The sequence below is a fragment of the Geothrix sp. PMB-07 genome (genome assembly GCF_030758935.1).
Lineage (GTDB): Bacteria > Acidobacteriota > Holophagae > Holophagales > Holophagaceae > Geothrix.
This window is the reverse complement of the sequence record NZ_CP132333.1, coordinates 372,853-395,430: the sequence shown is the minus strand read 5'-3', so window position 1 is coordinate 395,430 and position 22,578 is coordinate 372,853. Positions and strand designations below refer to the sequence as shown.

At 66.9% G+C, this 22,578-nt stretch carries 21 protein-coding genes; 10 read left to right on the top strand and 11 right to left on the bottom strand.

Annotated features, from left to right (window positions below; all coding sequences use genetic code 11):
• Window positions 1–2: 2 nt before the first annotated feature.
• A complete protein-coding gene (locus Q9293_RS01745) occupies window positions 3–761 on the bottom strand; it encodes a hypothetical protein (RefSeq protein ID WP_306249446.1) in 759 nt (252 codons plus the stop codon).
• A 103-nt stretch (window positions 762–864) separates the two neighbouring features.
• Between Q9293_RS01745 and Q9293_RS01740 the strand changes: the two genes are divergently transcribed.
• The 6 genes from Q9293_RS01740 to pyrH all read left to right on the top strand — a co-directional run bounded on the left by Q9293_RS01740 (window position 865) and on the right by pyrH (window position 5,311).
• A complete protein-coding gene (locus Q9293_RS01740; RefSeq protein WP_306249445.1) occupies window positions 865–1,944 on the top strand; it encodes a hypothetical protein in 1,080 nt (359 codons plus the stop codon).
• 94 nt (window positions 1,945–2,038) lie between these two features.
• Entirely contained in the window at window positions 2,039–2,473 is a 435-nt protein-coding gene (gene rplM, locus Q9293_RS01735; protein ID WP_306249444.1) for a 50S ribosomal protein L13, read from the top strand.
• Window positions 2,474–2,486: 13 nt separating this feature from the next.
• A complete protein-coding gene (gene rpsI / locus Q9293_RS01730) occupies window positions 2,487–2,879 on the top strand; it encodes a 30S ribosomal protein S9 (RefSeq protein ID WP_026852539.1) in 393 nt (130 codons plus the stop codon).
• Between the two features lie 150 nt (window positions 2,880–3,029).
• Window positions 3,030–3,782, top strand: a complete 753-nt coding sequence (rpsB, locus tag Q9293_RS01725; protein ID WP_306249443.1) for a 30S ribosomal protein S2 — start codon at window positions 3,030–3,032, stop codon at window positions 3,780–3,782.
• 85 nt (window positions 3,783–3,867) lie between these two features.
• Complete coding sequence (tsf, locus tag Q9293_RS01720) at window positions 3,868–4,518, top strand: translation elongation factor Ts (protein WP_306249442.1); 651 nt, start codon at window positions 3,868–3,870, stop codon at window positions 4,516–4,518.
• 88 nt (window positions 4,519–4,606) lie between these two features.
• Window positions 4,607–5,311: a UMP kinase gene (pyrH, locus tag Q9293_RS01715; RefSeq protein ID WP_306249441.1), complete on the top strand. Its 705-nt coding sequence runs from the start codon at window positions 4,607–4,609 to the stop codon at window positions 5,309–5,311.
• Here pyrH and Q9293_RS01710 read toward each other — a convergent pair.
• Entirely contained in the window at window positions 5,304–7,787 is a 2,484-nt protein-coding gene (locus Q9293_RS01710; RefSeq protein WP_306249440.1) for a PAS domain S-box protein, read from the bottom strand. The genes pyrH and Q9293_RS01710 overlap by 8 nt on opposite strands.
• A gap of 91 nt (window positions 7,788–7,878) precedes the next feature.
• Here Q9293_RS01710 and Q9293_RS01705 point away from each other — a divergent pair, with 91 nt between their 5' ends.
• Window positions 7,879–9,216: an FAD-binding oxidoreductase gene (locus tag Q9293_RS01705; RefSeq protein WP_306249439.1), complete on the top strand. Its 1,338-nt coding sequence runs from the start codon at window positions 7,879–7,881 to the stop codon at window positions 9,214–9,216.
• Between the two features lie 156 nt (window positions 9,217–9,372).
• Here Q9293_RS01705 and Q9293_RS01700 read toward each other — a convergent pair whose 3' ends face one another.
• Window positions 9,373–10,569 (bottom strand): response regulator, encoded by a 1,197-nt coding sequence (locus Q9293_RS01700; RefSeq protein WP_306249438.1) that lies wholly within the window; start codon window positions 10,567–10,569, stop codon window positions 9,373–9,375.
• Window positions 10,570–10,705: 136 nt separating this feature from the next.
• Between Q9293_RS01700 and Q9293_RS01695 the strand changes: the two genes are divergently transcribed.
• The gene (locus Q9293_RS01695) at window positions 10,706–11,365 is read left to right on the top strand and encodes a glycerophosphodiester phosphodiesterase family protein (protein WP_306249437.1); all 660 of its coding nucleotides are present in this window, start codon (window positions 10,706–10,708) and stop codon (window positions 11,363–11,365) included.
• A 13-nt stretch (window positions 11,366–11,378) separates the two neighbouring features.
• On the opposite strand, the gene Q9293_RS01690 is transcribed toward Q9293_RS01695, so the two are convergent.
• The 5 genes from Q9293_RS01690 to Q9293_RS01670 form a co-directional block, all read right to left on the bottom strand.
• On the bottom strand, window positions 11,379–11,738 hold the full coding sequence (locus Q9293_RS01690) for a nuclear transport factor 2 family protein (RefSeq protein ID WP_306249436.1): 360 nt from the start codon (window positions 11,736–11,738) through the stop codon (window positions 11,379–11,381).
• A gap of 16 nt (window positions 11,739–11,754) precedes the next feature.
• On the bottom strand, window positions 11,755–13,023 hold the full coding sequence (gene thrC, locus Q9293_RS01685; protein WP_306249435.1) for a threonine synthase: 1,269 nt from the start codon (window positions 13,021–13,023) through the stop codon (window positions 11,755–11,757).
• The gene (locus Q9293_RS01680) at window positions 13,020–14,036 is read right to left on the bottom strand and encodes a homoserine kinase (protein ID WP_306249434.1); all 1,017 of its coding nucleotides are present in this window, start codon (window positions 14,034–14,036) and stop codon (window positions 13,020–13,022) included. The genes thrC and Q9293_RS01680 overlap by 4 nt, the downstream gene beginning before the upstream one ends.
• Window positions 14,036–16,531: a bifunctional aspartate kinase/homoserine dehydrogenase I gene (gene thrA, locus Q9293_RS01675; RefSeq protein WP_306249433.1), complete on the bottom strand. Its 2,496-nt coding sequence runs from the start codon at window positions 16,529–16,531 to the stop codon at window positions 14,036–14,038. The genes Q9293_RS01680 and thrA overlap by 1 nt, the downstream gene beginning before the upstream one ends.
• A 237-nt stretch (window positions 16,532–16,768) precedes the next feature.
• Window positions 16,769–18,043: an NTP/NDP exchange transporter gene (locus Q9293_RS01670; RefSeq protein WP_306249432.1), complete on the bottom strand. Its 1,275-nt coding sequence runs from the start codon at window positions 18,041–18,043 to the stop codon at window positions 16,769–16,771.
• A gap of 107 nt (window positions 18,044–18,150) precedes the next feature.
• Here Q9293_RS01670 and Q9293_RS01665 point away from each other — a divergent pair, with 107 nt between their 5' ends.
• Window positions 18,151–19,278, top strand: coding sequence for an NAD-dependent epimerase/dehydratase family protein (locus tag Q9293_RS01665; RefSeq protein ID WP_306249431.1), 1,128 nt, complete (start codon window positions 18,151–18,153; stop codon window positions 19,276–19,278).
• Window position 19,279: 1 nt separating this feature from the next.
• Here the strand turns inward: Q9293_RS01665 and Q9293_RS01660 are convergent, their stop codons facing one another.
• The 3 genes from Q9293_RS01660 to Q9293_RS01650 all read right to left on the bottom strand — a co-directional run bounded on the left by Q9293_RS01660 (window position 19,280) and on the right by Q9293_RS01650 (window position 20,765).
• Entirely contained in the window at window positions 19,280–19,759 is a 480-nt protein-coding gene (locus Q9293_RS01660; protein WP_306249430.1) for a hypothetical protein, read from the bottom strand.
• An 18-nt stretch (window positions 19,760–19,777) separates the two neighbouring features.
• On the bottom strand, window positions 19,778–20,254 hold the full coding sequence (locus Q9293_RS01655) for a hypothetical protein (protein WP_306249429.1): 477 nt from the start codon (window positions 20,252–20,254) through the stop codon (window positions 19,778–19,780).
• 82 nt (window positions 20,255–20,336) lie between these two features.
• Window positions 20,337–20,765 carry a CBS domain-containing protein gene (locus Q9293_RS01650; protein WP_306249428.1) on the bottom strand — a complete coding sequence of 143 codons (429 nt, stop codon included), beginning with the start codon at window positions 20,763–20,765 and terminating at the stop codon, window positions 20,337–20,339.
• 261 nt (window positions 20,766–21,026) lie between these two features.
• On the opposite strand from Q9293_RS01650, the gene Q9293_RS01645 reads away from it, so the two are divergent.
• On the top strand, window positions 21,027–22,550 hold the full coding sequence (locus Q9293_RS01645) for an acyl-CoA carboxylase subunit beta (RefSeq protein WP_372342187.1): 1,524 nt from the start codon (window positions 21,027–21,029) through the stop codon (window positions 22,548–22,550).
• Window positions 22,551–22,578 lie beyond the last annotated feature (28 nt).

Sequence of the window (22,578 nt, the reverse complement as noted above, 5' to 3'; positions counted from 1 at the left end):
GCCTACTGTTGAGGGGCGGGCGTCGGCGCGGGGGCTTCCGGCGCCGGCTGCACCACCTCCCAGCCATCCTCCGTGCGGCCCTGCACCTGCTCCTGGGTGTGGGTCACCAGTTCCTCCTGCAGGATCTTTTCCTGCCCGGCCAGCTTGACCGTGGCGCGGAACTGCAGGGTCCAGGTGGTGACGCCGCCTTCTTGCTCCTGGTCGCTGAAGACCATCACCGTGCCGAGAGGGCCCGTGGTGCCGCGCTGCAGGGCTGGAGCGCCCGGCGTCAGGGGGTTCTTGAGGGCCTGGACGAGGGGATCCTGGGCCAGAGCCTGAATGATCGCGTCCTGGGAGGGCACCTGTCCGGGGGCCTTGGCGTGGATGGCCTGCAAGGCGGCCTCGGCCCGGGCACGGGCCACGTTCAGGTTCGACTGCACCGCCACCTCACGGGCGCGCTCACGCTGCACCAGCAGGGCCGGAATGGCCACGGCGCTGACGATACCCACAAAGGGAATCATCAGCACGGGCAGCACCAGGCCGATGATGCCCGTCACCAGGCCCGTGGCTGACACGGGCGCATAGACTTCGGGCTGGGCCTTGGCCAGGCGCTTGGCCTTGCCCTGCTGCACCAGGGCCACGATCCCCAGGATGATGGCAATGGGAATGCCCGCGCAGGTGAGTGCCAACACGATGGCGAGGATGCCGCAGACCTTGGCGGCCTTCGCGCCCGGTGCCGGAATCAGGCCGCCTGGCGCCTGTGACAGATATGGATCGGACATGTTCACTCCCGGGTAGGGAATCAGGATTCCACAGACCCGGGAGAATCCGCCATGATCATCCCCCCTCCCCATGGCTTGCGGGGACGGGTAGACTTTCCCGATCATGTCCCCGCTGCTGATTCTCCGCGTTCACGCCGATCTGCGTCTTGGGCTGGGCCATGTCGCCCGGGCCCTGGCCCTTCAAGAAGCCTGGCGCGCCCTGGGCGGCCAGGCCTGCATCGCCATCTCCGGGGATGACCGCGCCCGCCGGGTGGGCGGCGGCACCCATCCCTTCCTGGACCAGGCCCTGCCCTGCGAGGCCGCCTATCTCGGTGCCGACCTGCACACGCCGTTGCCGAAGGAGCTCGCCTCCCGCGCCGCCCTGGTGCTCGTCGATCAGTGGGACACCACCACCGCCTTCCTTCAGGCCCTGCGCCCCCTCAAAGTGGCGGTCATGGAGGACGACACCGACGCCCACGAAACGGCCGACCTCCTCTTCCAGCCCTACCTGGAAGGCGTGAGGTGGCCCGACCATCCGGTGAAGGTGGTGAACGGCCACAAGGTGCGGCCCTTCGAGACCACTTCCGGTGCCTGCCGTGTGCTCCGCGGTTCGAACTTCATCGTGGTCGACAAAACGGCTCTGGACCTGCGGCCCAAGCGCATGCCCCTCCAGCCGCTGGCGGTGCACAAGCTGCTGGTCACCTTCGGCGGCAGCGATGGTCCCAACCTGGCCCAGAAGGCCTTCGATGCGCTGGCGGCCCTGGTGGCCGAAGACCGCTGGCGCGGCAGCTGCACCCTGCTGGCGCCCAATGGCATCCAGGGCGAGCCCTTCCCCGGTTGCACTGTGCTTCGCGGGCTGCCGGCTCTCACCCGCCGCATGCCGGATTTCGACGCGCTCTGGTGCTCTGCGGGCGTCACGCTGGCCGAAGCGCTGTGCATGGGCATCCCTGCCGCAGTGTGGGGGCAGAACGAGCGCCAGCACGGCCTGCTGGCCGACCTGGCCCTGGCCAACGGCTGCTTCGACCTGGGCGAAGGCCCCGAGGCGGATCTGGTGATGACGCGGGAGGCCCTCGCCCAATGGCTGGGCCCGGAGGGCCAGGACAACCGCCAGGAGCAGGTCCGCGACGGCATGGCCCTGGTGGATGGCATGGCGGCCTCGCGCATTGCCCAGGAGTTGTGGCGGCTTTCTGAAATCCCGGCTTGACCCCCCGGCCGCTCAACGATAAGCTTTCCCTTCTGTGAATTCGCCGCCCCTGGGGTGGTGTCTTTGCTGCGCGATTGTGATTCCGGAGCAGGCCATGAGCACGTACTTCCCGAAAGCCAATGATCTCAAGCGCCAGTGGTTCCTGGTGGACGCCACCGGGATTCCCGTGGGCCGCCTGAGCACCGCCGTCGCGGATGTCCTCTCCGGCAAGAACAAGCCGACCTGGACCCCCTTCCTCGACACCGGCGATCACGTCGTCGTCATCAACGCCGAGAAGGCCATCCTCACCGGCAAGAAGGGCGTGCAGAAGTTCTACCGCCGCACCACCACCCAGCCCGGCTCCATGAAGGAAGTCCGCGCCGAAGTGATGCAGGCCACCTTCCCCGAGCGCATCATCGAGAGCGCCGTCAAGGGCATGCTGCCCAAGGGCCCCCTCGGCCGGGCGATGTATCGCAAGCTCAAGGTCTACGCGGGCCCCGAGCACGAGCAGTCCGCCCAGCAGCCCCAGATCCTGACCATCCAGAAGTAGAGGCGAGGACCCCATGGCCATTTCCCAGAACTACGGAACCGGTCGCCGCAAGAGCGCGGCCGCTCGCGCCTTCCTGCGCCCCGGCACCGGCAAGATCACCGTCAACGGTCGCAGCCTCGAAAGCTACTTCCCCAATGCCGTGCTCCGCATGATGGTCCACCAGCCCCTGGTGCTGGCCGATCTCGACGGCAAGTTCGACATGGTCATCAGCGTCACTGGTGGCGGCCCCGCCGGCCAGGCCTCGGCCATCCGCATGGGCATCTCCCGTGCGCTGCTGGGCTACAACGAGCAGCTGAAGTCCCTCCTGCGCGGCGCCGGCCTCCTGACCCGCGATCCCCGCATGAAGGAACGCAAGAAGCCCGGTCGCAAGGCCGCCCGTCGTCGCTTCCAGTTCAGCAAGCGCTAGTCTGTCTCTGGAAGGGGGAACCACTCGGTTCCCCCTTCTGTTTTTCCGGTCCACGGGACTCCGTGGACGATTCGGGCGAAGGGAACCAACCCCAAGCCTTTCATCCCACCCGCGGCACCTTCGATTCGCCGCTTGACCAGGGAGGCCAGCATGGCTGCCATCCAGATGAAGGAACTTCTTGAAGCCGGTGCCCACTTCGGACACCAGACCAAGCGTTGGAACCCGAAGATGAAGAAGTTCATCTTCGGCGCCCGCAACAGCATCTACATCATCGACCTCCAGAAGACCCTGCGCCTCTGGAACACCGCCGCCAATTTCCTCACGAAGGCCGCTGGCGAAGGCAAGAACTTCCTCTTCGTGGCCACCAAGCCCCAGGCCCAGGAGCTCATCGCCGAGCAGGCCGGCCGCTGCGGCGCCTTCTACGTCAACAACCGCTGGCTGGGCGGCATGCTGACCAACTTCTCCACCATCAAGAAGAGCCTCGAGAAGTTCCGCGAGATCGAAGCCACCCTGGCGGATCCCGCCCGCACGGCCCTGCTCTCCAAGAAGGAACTGCTCACGCTGAACCGCACCCGCCTGAAGCTGGAAGCCAGCTTCCACGGCATCCGCGACATGCGCGCGCTGCCCGATGTCATCTTCGTCATCGATCCCCATCGCGAAGACATCGCCGTCACCGAGGCCAAGAAGCTCGGCATCAAGGTCGTCGGCATCGTCGACACCAACTGCGATCCCGACATGGTGGATTACGTGATCCCCGCCAATGACGACGCGATCCGCTCCATCCTGCTCTTCTCCGAGCGCGTGGCCGACTCGATCCTCGAGGGCCGCCAGTCCTTCCGCGACAAGGGCGACAGCGAGGACATGAAGAAGATGATGGCCGAAAAGATGGAAGTCGAAGGCTAGACCCTTTCACACCATTCGTCAGCCATCAGTGGTCCGCCCGCTGATGGCTGATGGTTTGAATCCCCCATGATTCAGGAGATGACCCATGGCATTTACCGCCCAAGACGTGAAGACCCTGCGCGAGAAGACCGGCCTCGGCATGATGGACTGCAAGAAGGCCCTGGAAGAGAGCAACGGCGACATGGAAGCCGCCAACGAGTGGCTGCGCAAGAAGGGCCTCGCCGCTTCCGCCAAGAAGGCTGACCGCATCGCCGCTGAAGGCATCGTGGAAGCCTACATCCACCCCGGCGGCCGCGTCGGCGTGCTGGTGGAAGTGAACTCCGAGACCGACTTCGTGGCCCGCAACGAGGCCTTCCAGCGCCTCGTGAAAGAGATCGCGATGCACATCGCGGCCGCTGACCCCGCGCCCCGCTTCGTCACCAAGGAAGAGGTCACCCAGGACTTCCTCGACACCGAGAAGCGCATCGCCACCGAGCAGGCCCTGGCCACCGGCAAGCCCGCCAACATCGTCGAGCGCATCGTCGAAGGGAAGATGAACAGCATCTTCAAGGAGGTCTGCCTTCTTGAGCAGCCCTTCATCATGAACCCCGACCTCACCATCCAGCAGTACCTGTCCCAGAAGACCGCGGAGATCGGCGAGAAGCTGAGCATCCGCCGCTTCACCAAGTACATCATGGGAGAGGGCCTCGAGAAGCGCAGCGAGAACTTCGCTGCCGAAGTGGCCGCCGCCAAGTAAGGTTTCCACCTTCTGAACAGGGGCGGCATTCGTGCCGCCCCTTTTTTAAGTCCGCACGCTAGCCTGTTCCTACCGCCCCGAGGTCCCCATGAAGTTCAAGCGCATCCTCCTGAAACTCTCCGGCGAAGCCCTCATGGGCGAGCAGAAGGGCGGCATCGATCCCGCCGTGGTGTCCATGATCGCCGATCAGGTGAAGGCCATCCGGGAGATGGGCGTGGAAGTGGCCCTCGTCATCGGCGGCGGCAACATCTTCCGCGGCGTCGCGGGCGCCACCAAGGGCATGGATCGCACCACCGCCGACCACATGGGCATGCTGGCCACCATGATCAACGCCCTGGCCCTGCAGGACGCCCTGGAGCACAAGGGCGTGCACACCCGCACCCTGTCCGGCCTCGAAATGCCCAAGGTCACCGAGACCTACATCCGCCGCCGCGCCACCCGCCACCTGGAGAAGGGCCGCGTGGTCATCTTCGGCGCTGGCACCGGCAATCCCTACTTCAGCACCGACACCGCCGCGGCCCTGCGCGGCAACGAGATCAACGCTGAGGTGGTCATGAAGGCCACCAATGTCGATGGCATCTACACCGCCGATCCCAAGAAGGATCCCAGCGCCACCCGCTTCGACCACATCAGCTTCCAGGATGTGCTCGAGAAGGGGCTGAAGGTCATGGATGCTCCGGCGATTGCGCTCTGCATGGACAACAAGCTGCCCATCCTGGTCTTCGACATGAACAAGCCCGGCAACCTCGTGGCCGCCGTCAACGGCGAGGCCGTGGGCACGCTCGTCAACTGACCGATGGGCTGAGGGCCTTGGCGACCAGGGCAAGCAGTTCTTCCGCACTGAAGGGTTTACGCAGGAAGGCGGCGCGGGGATCGGGCGTGGCGTCCGTCAGCGCGTACCCGCTCCAGCGGATGACGGGGCCGCTGTAGCCCAGTGCCCGGATATCCACCAGGGCCTCGTCCCCTCCCAAGCGCGGCATGGTGAGATCCAGCAGCACCAGCCGCAGTTCCCGATGATGCGCTCGCACCTGCTCGACGGCATCCACCCCATCCGCCGCCACGATCACCTCGAAGCCTGCGCGCACCATGACCTGTTGCACGAAGTCACGGATGCCCGGCTCATCATCCGCCACCAGCACCAGGCCCTCGCCGCTCAACGGCAGGGCCGCGCCCCGAGGTTCGTCGGCACCAGGCAGGACGCTGCCGCTGCGGGCGGGCAGGTAGACACGGAAAGTGGTGCCCACGCCTGGGCTGCTCTGGATTTCCACGCCCCCGCCGTGCCCCCGCACGATGCCCTGCATGGCCGCAAGACCAAGGCCCCGGCCCGTGAACTTGGTGGTGAAGAACGGATCGAAGATCCGGGCCAAGGTGGCTGCATCCATGCCGGCGCCGGTATCCTCCACTTCGAAGAACACGAAGGGGCCGGAATCCAGGCCCTCGGCCACGCGGAGACCCGTCGCGTCCGTCTCGCCCAACACCTGGAAACCGGAGCCCAGGGTGATGCGGCCTTCCGTCTCGCCAATGGCCTCGGCCGCATTGGTCACCAGATTCATCACCACCTGTTGGAGCTGGGCCGGGTCACCCAGGATGGGAGGTAGGGGGTCCGTCAGCCGGTACTGGATGCTGATGGCCTTCGGAATGGAGACGCTCAACAGTTGCGCGATTTCCTGGATGAGCCGGTTCAAGTCCAGCAGGTGGACCTGGCCCCTGCCCCGGCCTGAATAGGCGAGCATCTGGCCCACCAGACCCGCGGCCCGGCGGCAGGTCTCCTCGATGTTGCGCAGGCAGGTCTGGGCCATCTCCGGCTCATCCATGGCATCGCGCAGCATGCCTGCGTTTCCCTGGATGACCGTGAGCAGGTTGTTGAAGTCGTGGGCCACGCCACCGGCGAGCAGTCCCAGGCTCTCGAGCTTCTGCGCGCCCATCAGCTTGCGCTCCGCCTTCAGGCGCGCCTCGTTGGCCTTCACCCGCTCCGTCACATCGAAGGCCGTGCCCAGCCCAAGCACCCTATCTCCCAGCACCACCGTTCCGGCAGCGAAGTCAATCCAGCGCACTTCGCCGCTCTTGGTCTGGAGGCGGAACTCGTAGCGCAAAGGCACGGTATCTCCGCGGAGCCGCGCCCGTGCCCGGGAGCGCACCAGTTCTCGGTCATCGGGGTGCACCAGGTTCAGCAGCGAGTGGCCGAGGATCTCCTCCAGGGAGAAACCGGTGATGCGTGTGCCTGCCTCGTTCATGTACTCGATGTGATCGGCATAGATGAAGATGGCGCAGGAGGCGGTCTCGGCCACGGATCGGAACCGCGCCTCGCTTTCGCGCAGCTGGTGGGCCATGGCCTCAAGTCGAGAGCGGCTGTAGGCCAAGAAGAGGGTCAGTCCAAAGGCCAGCAGGCTCAAGGCCGCGCCGCCCAGAGCCACCATGGTCGGTCTGCTTTCCCGAAAGCCCGCCACCCCCGGGACAAAACCCGCCACCAGATCCCACTGGCGTCCCCCAACCCTCAAGGGCATGTGCCGACCCTCGTGGCGCACCGCCATGGCCGGGCCCCTGCCCGCATGGCAGAGCGCACGATCATAGATCAGGCCATCCTCCCGGCAGGAGGGATCGTCGTAGATCTCCACGTCCAGATCCGCGATGGGGATGGCCCCATACATGGTGCGGAACAAGTCCTTCCCACCGGCGAGCAGAAGCACCAGCCCCTGGAAGGCCCCTTGGCGGGCGGCCGTGGTATTGGGAACCAGGCCCTCCCGGAAGACCGGGAGCAGGAAGGCCACAGAGGGCGCCTGCTCCCCGGGGAGCACCAGACAGCCGCTCACAGCGAATTCGCCCCGGTCCCGGGCGCGGGTCGCCGCATCGAGGAAAGCCGGATGGCGCAGGAGGCCGCTCCCTTGGGGTCCCAGCAACGAAGCGTCGATTTCGGGCTCCAGCAGCGGCAGCGCGTCCTTGCGCCCTTCCAACACCTCCCGGGAGAGATAGCCCATCACGCGGGTTCCGGGCGACAGCCGCCGCGGCTCCAGGCCCGCGTTGAAGATCCGCCAGTCCTCCGAGGTCACCCGCGACCGGCCCAGAACGAACCCCTTGGCCGCAATCAGCAGCTTGGTCTGTTCCTCGACGCGGTGATCCACTGCCTCGCGCGTCTGGGCCATGGCCCCGTCCAGGCGGCCCGCGCGGAAGGCCTGTTCCTGCAGATCCAGGGCGCGCCAGGCCCAGAGGGTGCCGGCGAGGCCCAGGAAGAGCACCATCCAGGGCGCGGCATGGCCAAGCAGGTGGAACATCTTTCTCCGGCGGGCCCGGGGGGACTGTGGCTGGGACGGAGGCATGGTGGCCAGCTTACCTGGGTGAGCCGCCTTCCGTCACACTGGAACCATGGACGCACTCAAGGGCCTGCCCGAAGCCACCGTCATCCACGACCCCAGCGACCTGGAGCCCTTCCTCCGCGACGAATCCCATGTGGTGGGCCGCCCGCCCCTGGCCGTGGTGAAACCCCACGGCCCGGTGGCCCTGCGGGAGCTGGTGCGGCTGGCCAAGGCCGAGGGCTTCGGCCTCGTCCCCCGGGGCGCGGGCACCGGCAAGGCCGGCGGCTGCCTGCCCACGGCGCGCAGCGTGGTGGTGGACTTCTCCCAGTGGCCCGGCGAGATTCAGGTTTCGCCCCAGGATCTCTGCCTCAGCGCCCCGGTGAGCGCGCCGCTGCGCGAGGTCAAAGCGGCGGCTGCGGCCCAGGGGCTGTTCTATCCGCCGGACCCCAACTCCTGGGAGAGCTGCGCCCTGGGCGGCACCCTGGCCACCAATGCGGGCGGGCCCAATGCCTGCAAGTACGGCATGACCCGCCACTGGGTGCTGGCCGTGGATGTCCTCCTGGAGGATGGCGACATCCACCGCTTCGGCATCAGCAGTGTGAAGGCCAACGCGGGCCCGGCCCTCGGCCAGCTGTTCATCGGCAGCGAGGGCCTCTTCGGGTTCATCGTGGGTGCCACGCTGCGGCTCACGCCCATGCCCCGGGAACACACCACCCTGCTGCTGCCCGTGAAGCGCTGGGAGGATCTTCTGGATCTGCCCGGCCGCCTCTGCGGCGCGGGCTACCTGCCCAGCGCCTTCGAGTTCTTCGATCCGGCAGTGCTGGCGGAACTCCGCGCCCACGGGCCGGAAACGGCGCGGCGCCTGCCCGGCGAGGCCCTGGCCATCCTCGAGTTCGACGAACGGGGCTGCGCCTCCGAAACCTTTCTCGAAGGCCTGCTGGACCTGCTGGGGCCCGTGGCCGAGGGGCTTGAACTGGCCTCCGACGAGCGACAGCGCGAGAACATCTGGGCCGTGCGGCGCATGACCAGCGCCTTCCTCAAGGAGCGACACCCGAAAAAGGTGAGCGAAGACATCGTCGTGCCCCGCAGCCGATTGCGGGAATTCTTTGCAGGGCTCGACAAACTCGGCGGCCCCACCGTGACCTACGGCCATCTGGGCGACGGCAACCTGCATGTGAACCTCTTGGCGGCCGGTGAAACGGAACCGGCCCTGCTGGAACGCCAGGTCATGGAGCTGTTCCGCCTTTCCGTGAGCCTGGGCGGCACCCTCAGCGGCGAGCACGGCATTGGCCTCGCCAAGCGCGACGCCTTCCTCGCCCTCAGCGACCCCGCGCACATCCACGCCCTCCGTGCCCTCAAGCAGGCCATGGATCCGCAGGGAATCTTCAATCCCGGCAAAGTGATCTGAACCCCGGGGGACCGCAACAGCGGGTTCGCCACGGATGAACGCAGATGGACACGGATCAAAATGCATCAGGCGTTCATCCACGTCGATAAGGCCCTGCAGAAGGCGAGGTGGAATCCAGGTCATCCCCGCTTTTCGCGGTCAGCTGTTGCGATTGCTCTATGCGTTCGGACCAGATTCACTGCCGTCATCCAGGCAGGCCTTCCAGCGGGCGAGACGCTCCGGGTCCTCAAGGGCCCGGGGATGCAGCCCCCAGCGTCCATCGGCGAAGATGCCGGCCAGCGCGCCACCGCCATGGCGGGCATCGGAGAAGTGCAGCGCCACGGAAAGGGGGAACCCCTCACCGCCCGCGGGAGGCGCATGATGCTCGCGCACGGGGCGGCAGAAGACCGGCGGCAGGCCCCAGAGGCTCAGCAGGTGGGCGCCCACCTGCGCGTGATCCACGCCATAGACCTCGTGTTCCAGCACCGACAGGGGCACGCGGCTGTGCTGGGCCTGGTCCAGCACCGCGTGGTAGCGGCCCGCCGGATCCGTGGCGAACACCACCATGCCCACGTCGTGCAACAGCCCGGCGGAGAAGGCCAGGTCTGCCAGTCGCGTCTCTCCTTCGAGCACCGCCAGTTTGCGCACGCCCGTGGCCACATGGAAGGAGTGCAGCCACAGCATCTCCAGGTCCAATCCCTGAGGCTTGGGCGTGTTGAAGCCAGAGATCAGCCCCCGGAAGAGCACCAGCGAGCGCAGGGAATCCACCCCCAGCATGGCCACGGCCTGGCCCAGCTCTGACACGGGCCGGTTCGATCCGCTGTGCACGGAATTGGCCAGCTTGAGCACCTGGCTGGCCACCCCGAGGTCGTGGCGGATGAGCCGGGCCACCTCGCCCATCCCGGCGTCTTCCCGCTGCAGCAGGGCCACCAGCTCCGAGTAGAGGCTGGGCAGGCTGGGGATGCGCCCGAGTCCTCCTACGAAGGCCCGGATGGCCCGCACGTTCGTTTCGTCATCCTCGATGTCCAGACTTTCAATGGCGCCAATGAGGAATTCGGCCTCCACGGGCTTGAGGAAGAGCCGGTGCAGGTCGCCCTCCACCTCCTCCTGCCACTGGGCCTGGGCGCGGTCGGCCAGGGCGATCCGCACCGCCCCTGGCTGCACTTCGCGAACCTGGTGGATCAGGGCGGTGCTGTCCATGTCGGTCAGCGCCAGATCCACCACCACGATGTCCACGGGATCCCGCGTGAGGGCCTGGAGGGCCTCGGCGCCGCTCTGGGCGAGGACCACCTCCCACTGACGATGGCGCTTCCAGAAAGCCCGCCGCAGCTCCTGCAGCAGCTCTCCGTTTCCATCCACCAGCAGAACCCGCATGTCGTCTGCCTCCACCAGGCTGTTAGGCCACAGGCCCCTTGTATCGGTCCCTTGGCCGAAAAGTCGAGTCCTGTGGTCGGGCGCCCCTCGGCGGGCCCGATTCCAGTCAGAATCAAGGTTTCACCTGGGAGACCCCATGTCCGCCGCCCGTTCCCTTCTGCTCGGCCACCGCGGCCTGTCGGCGAAACACCTGGAGAATTCCATGGAGGCTTTCCGGGCCGCCCTGACCGCGGGCATGGACGGCTTCGAGCTGGACGTGCAGCCCACCCGCGATGGCGTGTGCCTGGTACTGCACGACGAGGATCTGGGCCGCACCGCCAACGGCAGCGGCCTCCTCCGCCAGATGAAGGCCGCGGAATTGCCCGCCCTGAAGAACGGAGAACCCCTGCCCCGCCTGGCGGACGTGCTCGACCTGCCCGCCAAGCTCATCAACGTCGAACTGAAGGGCGAGCCGGGCTGGCAGCAGGCCCTGGCCACCGTGGAGGCCGCCGAGGCCCTGGACCGCGTGCTCTTCAGCAGCTTCGAGCACAGCGAGGTGCTGCAGCTCTGGGCTGCCTGCGAAACCGCCCGCTGCGGCTTCCTTTGGGAAACCGACGAAGCCATGGACCTCAGCGCCGAAGAACTGGCCGACCTGCCCGAGGCCCTGTGGCTGCACCCGCCCCTCAAGGCCGTGAAGGCCCGGCCCGAGCTGTGGGCCCCCTACGCCCAGCGCCTGGCCCTGTGGGGCATGGCCACCCCGGCCGAAGCCGCGGGCCTGCCCTTCACCCCGGCCGTGCTCATCGCGGATAGCATCTAGACATCCTTCCCGCCTACTCGGGCGGGATGGGAAGGCCTTGCTGGCGCAGGAAGCTGAGCTTGTCCCAGTAGCCCCGCTGGAAGATGATCTTTCCTCCTACGACGCGGAAGAAGCCACAGCCCCGCAGCCCAAGCGGGTCACGCCATTCGAGGATGACCCACTCGCCGTCCTCGAAGAGGTTTTCCACGAGGCAGACCATCTTGGCGGCGGCGAAACCCTGCTCGAACATGGCATGGATGGCCGTCCTGCCCTGCACAGGGCCTTCTGCCACCTGGTGGTTGATGGCGTCCTCGGCATAGAAGGCGGCCAGGGCTTCCGCATCGGCCCGGTTGAAGGCCGCCACCCAGGCGGTCACCAGATCGCGAGGGGTCATGAGGAAGCCCCCTGGTTCACAGCAGCCGCCGCCTCAGCGCTGCCTGATCCACCGCCAGAGATTCATTAAGCAGGGGCAGCGCCTCCAGATCGCGGAGGGCCTTCGGCAGCGGGATCTCGCGGCCCAGGGCCGGGGCCAGGGATTCGCGGAACTTGGCCGGATGGGCCGTGGCCAGGAAGATGCCCTGCTCCCCCTCGCGCAGGTTGGACCGCAGCACCTGGTAGGCCACGGCACCGTGGGGATCCGCCAGGTAGCCCGTGCGGTCGAGGTCGATGACCACCTGTTCGGTTTCCGCGTCGGTGCAGCTGCCCCAGCGCAGCGCCGCGGCCATGGCGCCGTGATCGCCCCTGAACAACGCGAAAATGCGTTCCCAGTTGCTGGGCGAACCCACATCCATGGCGTTGGAGAGCGTGGCCACCGAGGGCCGCGGCTGGTAGGTGCCGGAGTCCAGGTAGTCGGGCACCACGCGGTTGGCGTTGGTGGCCGCCACGAAGGCCTGGATGGGCGCGCCCATTCTCTGGGCCCAGAGGCCCGCGGTGAGGTTGCCGAAATTGCCGCTGGGCACCGACACCACCAGTGGCTGGCCCGGTTCCGCCTGGGCTGCGGCCTCGAAGTAGTAGAGGGTCTGGGCCAGCAGGCGGGCGATGTTGATGCTGTTGGCGGAGGTGAGTCCCAGCCGCGCCACCAGCTCGACATCCTCGAAGGCCCCCTTCACCAGGCGCTGGCAATCATCGAAGGCGCCCTCCACGGCCAAGGCCAGGACGTTGCCGCCGCAGGTGGCGAATTGCCGCTCCTGCATGGGCGACACGCGCCCGGCCGGGTAGAGCACCACCACCTGCACGCCGGGCAGGCCATGGAAGGCGCTGGCCACGGCGGCGCCGGTATCGCCCGAGGTGGCCGTCAGCACGGTGCGCGGCTGACCACCTGCGCCCAGGGCCAGCACCCGCGCCAGGAAGCGGGCGCCAAAATCCTTGAAGGCCAGGGTGGGACCGTGGAACAGCTCCAGCGCGGAGATCCGCCCATCCACCCTCACCAGCGGGGCCGGGAAGGTAAAGGCGGATCGCGTCAGATCTTCAACCACCGACCGGGAGAGCTCGTCACCCAGTAGCCGATAGAGGATTTCCACGGAACGCGAAGCAAAGTCAGCCCTTAGCAAATCGGGGACATCATCGAAATGGGGGGGGGTCACCGGGACGAAGAGCCCGCCATCTGGGGCCAGACCGGCCTGGACCGCCTCCTGGAAGGTGGCGCTAAGGGTTGGCGTGCGTGTGCTGACGAGCTTCATGGATGGGCCTCCCGCCAGGGGTGTCGTGAACCAGGGGTGAGCACGCGGGCTCCTTCGGGATCCAGGGCGCAAACCCAGCCCTGGCTCTCCAAACCGGCCTTCGCGAAGGCGGCGCGCATGGCATCGCGGAGGGCTTCGGCCTGGGCCTCGTCCTCCGCCACCGCGAACACCGAGGGGCCCGAACCCGACAGGCTGCAGCCCAGGGCGCCGAGTCCGAGGGCCGCGGCCTTCACCGTGCCAAAGCCCGGCACCAAGGGCGCACGATGGGCCTCCACGATGGGATCGCGCAGGCAGCGGGCCAGCAGGGCCCGGTCGCCGCTGTGCAGGGCCTGCACCAGGCTGGCGAGGTTGCCCGCGAAATCGATGGCTTCGGACCAGCCCGGTCGCTCCGGCAGCACACCGCGGCTCTGCGCCGTGGACAGCCAGAATTCCGGGTGCACCACCACCAGCAGCAGCTCCGAGGGCCAGGGCAGGCGCCGCGTGGCGGGCGCGCCCTCGCGGCCCGGCACCAAGAGCTGCAGCCCACCCAGCAAGGAGGGCGCGACGTTGTCCAGGTGCCGTCCGCCGCTGGTCAGGCCCTCAGCCCTGCCCGCCAGGTCCAGCAGGTCCGATCCACTCAGGGGATCACCGCAAAGGGCCTGCAGGGCCACAAGGGTGGCCACGATGGAACTGGCGCTGGAGCCCAGGCCGCTGGCCACGGGCAGCCGCTTTTCCAGGGTGATGGCGAAGGAACCCACCTCGCCGCCACCGGCCTGCACCGCTTCGATGAACAGATCCCGGGCCCGCAGCGCCAGGTTGGGGCGGCTGTCATCGGCCAGGGCGGAGGCGAAGGGGCCGGTCATGGTGAAGCTGTTCGCTTCGGCAGGAACCACCTGCACCAGATCGCCCAGCAGCGTGCCGTCCAGGGGCGCCAGCGCCGCGCCCAGCAGGTCGAAACCCGCGGCCACGTTGCCGATGCTGGCGGGGGCATAGGCCACCAGCCCCTTTGAAGCTTCCTCCGAAAGGCCCGCCATCACAGCCTCCTCGCGGGCCGGGCCCCGGGGGGCACCAGGCGCAGGATGTCCGCCAGCACCCCCGCGGCGGTGACTTCGGCCCCGGCGCCGTAGCCGCGAATGACCATGGGATGGGGCTGGTAGCGCTCCGTGAGCAGGGTGAGGGCGTTCTCGCCGCCCTTGATGACCAGCAGGGGATGCTCCGCGTCCACGGGCAGCAGGCCCACGCGACAACCACTGTCTGAAAGCGAACCCACGTAGCGCAGGGTTTTCCCTTCGGCCTTCAGCGCCGCCAGCCGCGCCTGGAAGGGCGCATCCAGCTGGGGCAACCGGGCCATGAAGGCATCGATGCTGCCGGTGGCATCAAAATCCGGCGGCAGCAGACCCTCCACCACCACGTCCTCCAGTTCGAGTTCCATGCCCATCTCCCGGGCCAGGATGAGCAGCTTGCGCGCCACGTCCATGCCGCTCAGATCGTCGCGGGGATCGGGCTCCGTGAAGCCGCTTTCCTTGGCCCGGTTCACCGCTTCCGAAAGCGCCACGCCTTCGCCCAGCAGGCCCAGGATGTACGACATGGAGCCCGATAGAATGCCCTCGGCCCGCAGCACGCGGTCACCGGTCATGACCAGGTTCTTCACCGTGTCGATGATGGGCAGGCCCGCGCCCACGTTGGCTTCGTAGAGGAAGCGCAGGCCTTTGCGGGTGGCGTGTTCCCGCAGCGCATGATGGAAAGCCTGGGTGCTGCTGTTGGCCTTCTTGTTGGCGGCCACCACGTGGAAACCCGCGTCGAAGATGTCGAGATAGCGGGCGGCGAGATCCCCGCTGGTGCTGCAATCCACCAGAACAGACATGGACGGCGGGCCACTGCGGACCCTGTCCAGCAGGTGGTCCAAATCGGTCGGCCCGCCCTGGGCCAGGGCTTCGCGCCAATGTTCGAGGTCGATGCCGTGGGTGTCGATGTGCATGCGGCGGCTGGTGGCCACGGTGGCCACGCGCAGATCCAACCCCTGGGCCAGCAGGTTGGCGTGTTGGCGCTGGATCTGCCCCAGTAGGCTGCCGCCCACGTTGCCTGCGCCCAACAGGTGGACGTCCAGCAGCACCCTGGCCTGGAAGAAACGGCGGTGGATGTGGGCCATGGCGCGGGCGCCGTCGGCCTCGTCCACCACGGCGGAAATGATGCGCTCGCTGGCGCCCTGGGCGATGGCCACCACGTTGCAGCCCACTTCCGAAAGGGCATCGAAGAAGGTGCCCGCGATGCCGGGCCGGGTGCGCATGCCGTCGCCCACAATGCTAAGCACAGCCAAACCTGGGCGCAGGTCCACGGGATCGATGAAGCCTGCGGACAACTCCGCGGGGAAGGCTTCCTGAATGGCCTCCACCGCGGCTGGGCCATCCGCCCGCCGCACGGCAAAGCAGATGGAGAGCTCCGACGAGCTCTGGGTGATGAGCACCACGGAGATGCCCTTGCGGGCCAGGGCGCCGAACACGCGGCCCGCGATGCCCGGCACACCGGGCATGCCCGGGCCCGTGAGGTTCACCACCGAGAGGTCGCGCAGAAAGGAGAGGCCGCGCACGCCGCTGGGCGGCGGCGGCACCGCCTCGCGGATCACCGTGCCGGGGTGCTGGGGATCGAAGCTGCTGCACACCCGCACGGGAATGCCCCGCTCGCGCACCGGCGGAATGGTCTTCGGGTGAAGCACCTTGGCGCCGAAGTAGGAAAGCTCCATGGCTTCCTCGAAACTGGCTTCGGGCAGCGGGAAGGCGTCGGGGACCAGGGAGGGGTCGGCGCTGTAGAGGCCCGCCACATCCGTCCAGATCTCCAGCAGGTCGGCACCCAGGGCCGCCGCGGCCAGGGCGGCGCTATGGTCGGACCCGCCGCGGCCCAGGGAGAGGATGCGGCCCTGGCCGTCGCCGCCGAAGAAGCCCGGCAGCACCCAGAGATTCTCCGGCCCGGCCTTCACCTCGGCGAAGCGCGCCTCGATGTCCGCCATGCGGGGCCGCGCCTGCAGGGGATCCCCCTCCACGCGCACATGCTCTGTGGGGTCCAGGAACCGTGGCTGCAGTCCGCGGGCCTTCAACAGGCCCGTGAGAATGGCACAGGAGGCCCGCTCGCCAAGGCTGGAGACCTGGGCCAACACCGAGGGCGGGCCCTCCTCCAGCAGCGCCATGCCGTGGAGCAGGCGGCGGCCCACGGTTTCCAGCGTTTCCAGCTCGGCCCGTACCGCATCGATCTCCGCGCCCAGAGCCTCAGCCAGATCCGCCACCACCTGGGCATGGCGATCATGAAAGGCCAGCAGCAGCCGATCGGCTTCCTCGCGGTTCGGCACGTGGCCACCGTGCAGCAGCAGGTTGGTGACGCCCGCCATGGCCGAGGCCACCACGCAGATGCGGTGATCGCCGCAGGCCTGGGCCACCAGATCGGCCACGTTGCGGAAACGATTCGCATCGGCGAGGCTGGTGCCGCCGAATTTCATGACGCGGATGGATGGGAGGGGCCGACTGGAAGATGAAGGCATCTGAAGCGCTCCGGCAACGGTTGGGTCGAAACGAAAAAGCCCCGCGGTGTGAGGCGCGGGGCTGAGTCTGAGTGTGCTGATCAGGTCAGGTGCCCCGCGCGACCGTATTGGTCGTGGTGGTACCGGAGGTAATACCGAAGGAGCGCAGGCCGTCCACCGCAGGGATCTGCGAGGCGATGGCGAAGCTGTTCGACGGAAAGCGCATGTCCGCCATCATCCGGGATGGTGGAAAAAAGGTCAACCTCCCAATCGCACCCGGCGCCCCAAAGCCAGGCTGCTGGCCCACCACAGGCCTGAACATCCCAGCGAGGCCAAACCCACGGGAATCGCCAACGCCACCAGCGCCGTGGGAGCCCAGACACCCAGCAGGTCGCCGCCGCGGTAGATGAAGGTGTCGATGAAGGGCTTTGCCTTGTAGCGCTCCTCAGGTCCCAGCGGAATGTAGAGCACCTCGCGGGCCGGACGGTCCAACGCGTAGTGAAGACCGCGGCGCAGCACCTGGATCAGGGCCATGACGGCGAAGGTGGGCCAGATCCAAAGAGCGCCGAAGCCCACGAGGGTGAGCACCGGCAGGATGGACAGCACCACGGGAATGCCCAGGGCCGTGATGAGGCGGCCCGTGAGCAGCACCTGCGTCACCAACGTGAGCACGTTCACCCAGAGATCGATGCGGGCGAAGGCCGCTGTGCGGGCGGCAGTGCCCGCAAAGGTGCGCTCCACGATGCTGCCCTGCTGCAGGTAGAGCAGGGTGCTGGTGATGGTGAAGAGCAGGATGTAGAGGCAGATGAGTTGGAGGTAGCGCGAGGTGGCGATGAGCCGCAGGCCTTCCAGAGGGCCGGGGCCCGGCTCCCTCGTGCCTTGCGTCTCTTCCCCCACATGGAAGATGGCCATCAACCGTTTCACGCAGAACACCGCCGCCTCCAGCGTCAGCGCCGAAACCAGCAGCAGCGACAGTGGATCCACCTTCACCTTAAAGCTGGCGACGACGAAACCCTTGGTCAGCACCCCCGTGAGCGCCGCGCCCGCGATGGCGCCCAAGGTGCCACCGGTGGCGATGAAGCCGAAGAGCCGCTTGCCCTGGCCTTCGGCCCACACATCGGACATGAGGCCCCAGAACACCGACACCACGAAGAGGTTGAAGACACTGAGCCAGATGTAGAAGCCGTAGCCCAGGATGGCGCCGCCATGGTTGGGCAGGAAACGGAAGGCCAGGAAGAGCGCCAGCATGTTCACCGCGAAGAAGCGGTAGGCCAGCGGGATGAAGCGCCGCCGCGGCAGCTTCGACACCAGGGTGGCGAAGGCCGGATTGGCCAACACCATGGCCAGCAGGGTGCCCGTCATGAGCCAAGGCAGCTTGTCCGCGCCCCGGGCGATGCCGATGGCTTCGCGCACCGGGCGCACCAGGTAGAAGCCGAAGAACAGAAGAAAGAAATACAGGGTGGACCAGAGCAGCCCCGGGGCTTCGCCCTCCTCGAGCAGCACCAGGCGACGGAGCAGGCGGGCAGGTGTCATGGGTGATCCAGAAAGAGGTTGCGGAGGGGCCGGAATGGAGTATATATCAATTCACGAGGTATCAATCCAGGTCCATCATCAACACCCTGGCCACCAAGGGAGGTCTCATGAACGTGTCCCGTCGTGAATTCATGCAGTGGTCCGCCGCAGCCACCGCCCTGGCCGCCACGGGCCTGGACCTTTCCGCAGCACCCGCCAAGGTGGCCCCCAAGAAGATCCTCATTCTGGGCGGCACCGGCTTCCTGGGCCCCGCCACCATCGAGATCGCCCAGGCGCACGGCCACCAGGTGACCATGTTCAACCGCGGGAAGACGCGGCCCGACCTCTTTCCCGGTGTCGAGAAACTGCACGGCGACCGCGACCCCAAGAAGGGCGAGGGACTGAAGGCGCTGGAGGGCGGCAAGTGGGACGCCGTCATCGACAACAGCGGCTACTACCCGCGCATGGTCGGCGCCTCGGCGGCCCTGGTGGCCCCCTTCGCCAAGCAGTACATCTACATCTCCAGCATCAGCGCCTACAAGGAGCCCAACCCCGAGAACGGCACTGAGGATGCGCCGCTCGCCACGCTGGCCGATCCCACCGTGGAAGATATGGGGAAGGAATTCCAGAACTACGGCGGCCTCAAGGCCCTGTGCGAACAGGCCGCCCAGAAGGCCATGCCCGGCCGCGCCACCATCATCCGCCCCGGCTACATCGTGGGGCCCGACGATCCCACCGGCCGCTTCACCTACTGGCCCGTGCGCTTCGACAAGGGCAGTGAACTCGCCGTGCCCGGCGCGCCCAGCGACCCCGTGGAGATCATCGACGTGCGCGACCTGGCCGCCTGGCTGGTGCACCTGGTGGAACAGGGCACCACCGGCGTCTTCAACGCCTGCGGCCCCGAAAAGCGCCTGGCCTGGGGCACCCTGGTGGAGGCCTGCCAGAAGGTCGGCAACCCGAACGCCAAGCCCCTGTGGATTCCAGCCGACTTCGTCGCCAAGCAGGAAGGCCTGGAGTTCCCGATCTGGGCGCCCTATGCGGGCGAGACCAAGGGCTTCCACACCTGGCGCAATGACCGCGCCGTGAAGGCGGGCTTGAAGTTCCGCCCGGCCCTCGACACTGTCAAGGACACCCTGACCTGGTTCAAGACCCAGGAGAAGGTGGAGAAGGGCCGCAACAAGCTGGCAGGCCCCAGTGCCGAGCAGGAGGCCAAGCTCATCGCCGCCTGGCGCGAAGCCAGCAAGGCCAAGGGCTGACCTACTCGGGATCCCAGAGTTTCAGCACCATCAAATAGTCCTCGATGGCTTCCAGTTCCTGCGCCACCCGGGTCCGCCCCTGGGGGGCACGGGCTGTGGAACGGACGATGGCGCCACGTCCCGGCGCCATCCGTGCGGGATGACTGGAAAGCACCGTGGCGCCTCCTCCATCCGCAGCAGAGGCCATGCCCTTCTTGCGCTCCAGCAGCAGGCCCTGCAGCCACTGGGCAAAGCGGTGTTTGTCGCCGCACACGTCCGCGTAGGCTCGCACCAGGTCTGGCGATGGCTGCACGTAGTCCACCAGCGCCTGCTTGATCTGGGTGGGAAAGCGATAGGCGGGCTCCGGCAGGCGAAAGCCCCGAGGCGCCTCATAGCGCCAGATCATTTCGGCAGCCACGGGCTTCTTCTCCTGAGCGGCCAGGGGCGCCGCCAGCAAGGCCGCTGCGGCCCAAGCTCCGATGCCCCTGGTGAACATGGTCAAAGTGGCCTCCGGCTCTGGCTAATGGTCCCGGCGACGTTCCCGTTCCCGGTCTCTCTCACGGTCGTCATGGCGCTCCTCACGGCGATCTTCCCGGCGCAGTTCACGACGGTCATCACGTCGTTCTTCCCTCCATTCCTCTCGGCGCCGTTCATCACGGCGTTCCGTGTGGCGGAGATCCCGGTCGTGGTGCCAGTTCCGATAGTGGCCCCTGGGCACCTCGACCAGCAGACGCGGCACCCGCCGTTCCTCCACCCAGCCAAAACGAGCGCGGGGCGAACGCGCACGGTACCAGCCATCGTGGCGGCGGCACCAGTACCAGCCTCCATGGAAGAACACCTCATCGTCGAAGCCCTCCACCACCTGAACGCCTGGCTGAATCACCACCAGGGGCGGCGCCACCGGCAGGCCCAGTTCGATCTGGACGTGGACTTGCGCCTGGGCAGGCGCGATGGCCAAGGCCAGAAGCAGTGCTGAACGCAGAGCGAGTCGCTTCATGGACACTCCCGGGAAATCTCCCTGATTATGCGCCCAGAAACCAGCCCGTTCCGGCCTTCTGCGGCTCAAATCGCCGCTGTTCTCAATTCTGGATGTACGACACCAGCTGCTCGATGGTGAATTTCTGGTCGGAGATGGTTTCCTTCACCAGGTCGCCGATGGAGACGATGCCCAACACCTCGTTGTGGGCGCCGATGACGGGCAGGTGGCGGATGTGCTTGTCGGTCATGAGGGCCATGCACTCTTCGACACTCTGGTCCAGGGTGACGCAGCTCACCTTGTCACTCATGATGTCCCGCACCGGAGTGTCCTTGGAGGCCTTCCCCTTGAGGACGATCTTGCGGGCATAGTCGCGTTCGGAGAAGATGCCCACCAGCTTGCCGTGCTCCAGCACCAGGAGGGCGCCGATGTCGAACTGGGCCAGCAGGGTGAGGGCCGCCAGCACGGTATCATCAGGCCCCACCGCTACGGTTGATGGTTTGCCTTCGATCAGCTGCTTCAGTGGCCGCATGGGAGCCTCCTCTGCTTGTCCGGGTCGACAATGGGATTAAAGGATGGATTTGGCGATGAGAGTCGTGGTCATGACTATACGGCGAAGCCGAAATCCCGCCAGGGTGAATCCGAGACCAAGTCCACCCCATCCGTGATGAATGCCTCAACTGCCCCTGGCATTTCTTATTCAAGACGCAAAAGTCGTCTTATTATCTTCAAGCCAGACCTAGCGTTTACTTAAAACGCCCCCCGAGGATTTTCCATGTCCCTGCCGAAGAAGATGAAGGATCACGCCACCAAGCACGCCGAAGCCACGGAGCCCCATCCAGCGGCGGCCGCCAAGCAGGCGGCCCAGGGCAAGCTGCTGGCCCGGGAACGCATCACCGCCATCCTGGATGCGGATTCCTTCCACGAATACGACCTCTTCGTGGAGCACAAGTGCTTCGACTTCGGCATGGAGAAGAAGCAGCTGCCCGGCGATGGGGTGATCACCGGAACGGGCACCATCATGGGCCACCCCGTGGCCATCTTCGCCCAGGATTTCACGGTGGCGGGCGGCTCCCTGGGCCTGGCCCACGCCCGCAAGATCACCAAGATCATGGATCACGCCATCAAGCTGGGCATTCCCCTCATCGGCATCAACGACTCCGGTGGGGCCCGCATCCAGGAGGGCGTGAACTCCCTGGCGGGCTACGGCGAGATCTTCTATCGCAACACCTTGGCCTCCGGTGTCATCCCCCAGCTGTCCATCATCCTGGGCCCCTGCGCCGGTGGTGCGGTGTACTCGCCCGCCCTCACGGATTTCGTCTTCGTGGTGGACAAGATTTCCAAGATGTTCATCACAGGCCCCGAAGTCATCAAGACGGTGCTGGGTGAGGAAATCTCCATGGAAAACCTGGGCGGCGCCCGGGTGCAGGCCGAAATGACCGGCAATGCCCATTTCTACGCCCAGAGCGAGGCCGAGTGCTTCGAGCAGGTGAAGCGCCTCGTCACGTACATCCCCTGGAACAACCGCAAGAAGGCCGACACCTTCAGTGTCATCCCTTCCCGCAGCGAGATCGGCTTGGAAAGCATCATTCCGGCGGAATCCAACAAGCCCTACGATGTTCGGGACGTGATCAAGGCTGTATGTGACGGCTCTGATTTCATGGAAGTGCAGGCCCTCTGGGCCTCCAACATCGTGGTGGGCTTTGCCCGCATGGATGGCCGTACCGTGGGCATGGTCGCCAATCAGCCCATGGTGCTGGCGGGTGTGCTGGACGTGGACAGCTCCGACAAGGCGGCCCGCTTCATCCGCTTCTGCGACGCCTTCCAGATCCCCCTGGTCACTTTCGTGGATCTGCCGGGCTACCTGCCGGGCATCGATCAGGAACACGCCGGTGTCATCCGCCACGGCGCCAAGCTGCTCTATGCCTACAGCGAAGCCACCGTGCCCAAGATCACCGTGATCCTGCGCAAGGCCTACGGTGGCGGCTACATCGCCATGTGCTCGCGGCATCTTGGGGCCGACTTCGTGTTCGCCTGGCCCTGCGCCGAGATCGCCGTCATGGGCCCCGAGGGTGCCGCCAACATCATCTTCAAGGGCGAAATCGCCGCTGCCGCGGACCCCGAAGCGTTCCGCAAAGAAAAGGTGAAGGAGTACACCGAGAAGTTCGCCAGCCCCTACGTGGCCGCCGCCAACGGGCACGTGGATGCCGTCATCGCCCCGCACCAGACCCGGGATTTCCTCCTCCACGCCCTTGAGATCTCCGAGGGCAAGGCGGAACTGCGGCCCGACCGGAAGCATGGCATTCCGCCCTTCTGAGCCGCCCCCGTCCCGCGATGCGCGCAGC

Excerpts from the sequence above, each read along its gene's own strand:
- Q9293_RS01700 (WP_306249438.1), bottom strand. The coding sequence starts at position 10,569 with ATGCGGGTTCTGCTGGTGGATGGAAACGGAGAGCTGCTGCAGGAGCTG.
- rpsB (WP_306249443.1), top strand. The coding sequence starts at position 3,030 with ATGGCTGCCATCCAGATGAAGGAACTTCTTGAAGCCGGTGCCCACTTC.
- Q9293_RS01690 (WP_306249436.1), bottom strand. The coding sequence starts at position 11,738 with ATGACCCCTCGCGATCTGGTGACCGCCTGGGTGGCGGCCTTCAACCGG.
- Q9293_RS01645 (WP_372342187.1), top strand. The coding sequence starts at position 21,027 with ATGAAGGATCACGCCACCAAGCACGCCGAAGCCACGGAGCCCCATCCA.
- thrA (WP_306249433.1), bottom strand. The coding sequence starts at position 16,531 with ATGCCTTCATCTTCCAGTCGGCCCCTCCCATCCATCCGCGTCATGAAA.
- Q9293_RS01655 (WP_306249429.1), bottom strand. The coding sequence starts at position 20,254 with ATGAAGCGACTCGCTCTGCGTTCAGCACTGCTTCTGGCCTTGGCCATC.
- rplM (WP_306249444.1), top strand. The coding sequence starts at position 2,039 with ATGAGCACGTACTTCCCGAAAGCCAATGATCTCAAGCGCCAGTGGTTC.
- Q9293_RS01680 (WP_306249434.1), bottom strand. The coding sequence starts at position 14,036 with ATGGCGGGCCTTTCGGAGGAAGCTTCAAAGGGGCTGGTGGCCTATGCC.
- pyrH (WP_306249441.1), top strand. The coding sequence starts at position 4,607 with ATGAAGTTCAAGCGCATCCTCCTGAAACTCTCCGGCGAAGCCCTCATG.
- Q9293_RS01705 (WP_306249439.1), top strand. The coding sequence starts at position 7,879 with ATGGACGCACTCAAGGGCCTGCCCGAAGCCACCGTCATCCACGACCCC.
- Q9293_RS01670 (WP_306249432.1), bottom strand. The coding sequence starts at position 18,043 with ATGACACCTGCCCGCCTGCTCCGTCGCCTGGTGCTGCTCGAGGAGGGC.
- rpsI (WP_026852539.1), top strand. The coding sequence starts at position 2,487 with ATGGCCATTTCCCAGAACTACGGAACCGGTCGCCGCAAGAGCGCGGCC.
- Q9293_RS01745 (WP_306249446.1), bottom strand. The coding sequence starts at position 761 with ATGTCCGATCCATATCTGTCACAGGCGCCAGGCGGCCTGATTCCGGCA.
- Q9293_RS01695 (WP_306249437.1), top strand. The coding sequence starts at position 10,706 with ATGTCCGCCGCCCGTTCCCTTCTGCTCGGCCACCGCGGCCTGTCGGCG.
- Q9293_RS01665 (WP_306249431.1), top strand. The coding sequence starts at position 18,151 with ATGAACGTGTCCCGTCGTGAATTCATGCAGTGGTCCGCCGCAGCCACC.
- Q9293_RS01710 (WP_306249440.1), bottom strand. The coding sequence starts at position 7,787 with ATGTTCCACCTGCTTGGCCATGCCGCGCCCTGGATGGTGCTCTTCCTG.
- Q9293_RS01650 (WP_306249428.1), bottom strand. The coding sequence starts at position 20,765 with ATGCGGCCACTGAAGCAGCTGATCGAAGGCAAACCATCAACCGTAGCG.
- Q9293_RS01740 (WP_306249445.1), top strand. The coding sequence starts at position 865 with ATGTCCCCGCTGCTGATTCTCCGCGTTCACGCCGATCTGCGTCTTGGG.
- thrC (WP_306249435.1), bottom strand. The coding sequence starts at position 13,023 with ATGAAGCTCGTCAGCACACGCACGCCAACCCTTAGCGCCACCTTCCAG.
- tsf (WP_306249442.1), top strand. The coding sequence starts at position 3,868 with ATGGCATTTACCGCCCAAGACGTGAAGACCCTGCGCGAGAAGACCGGC.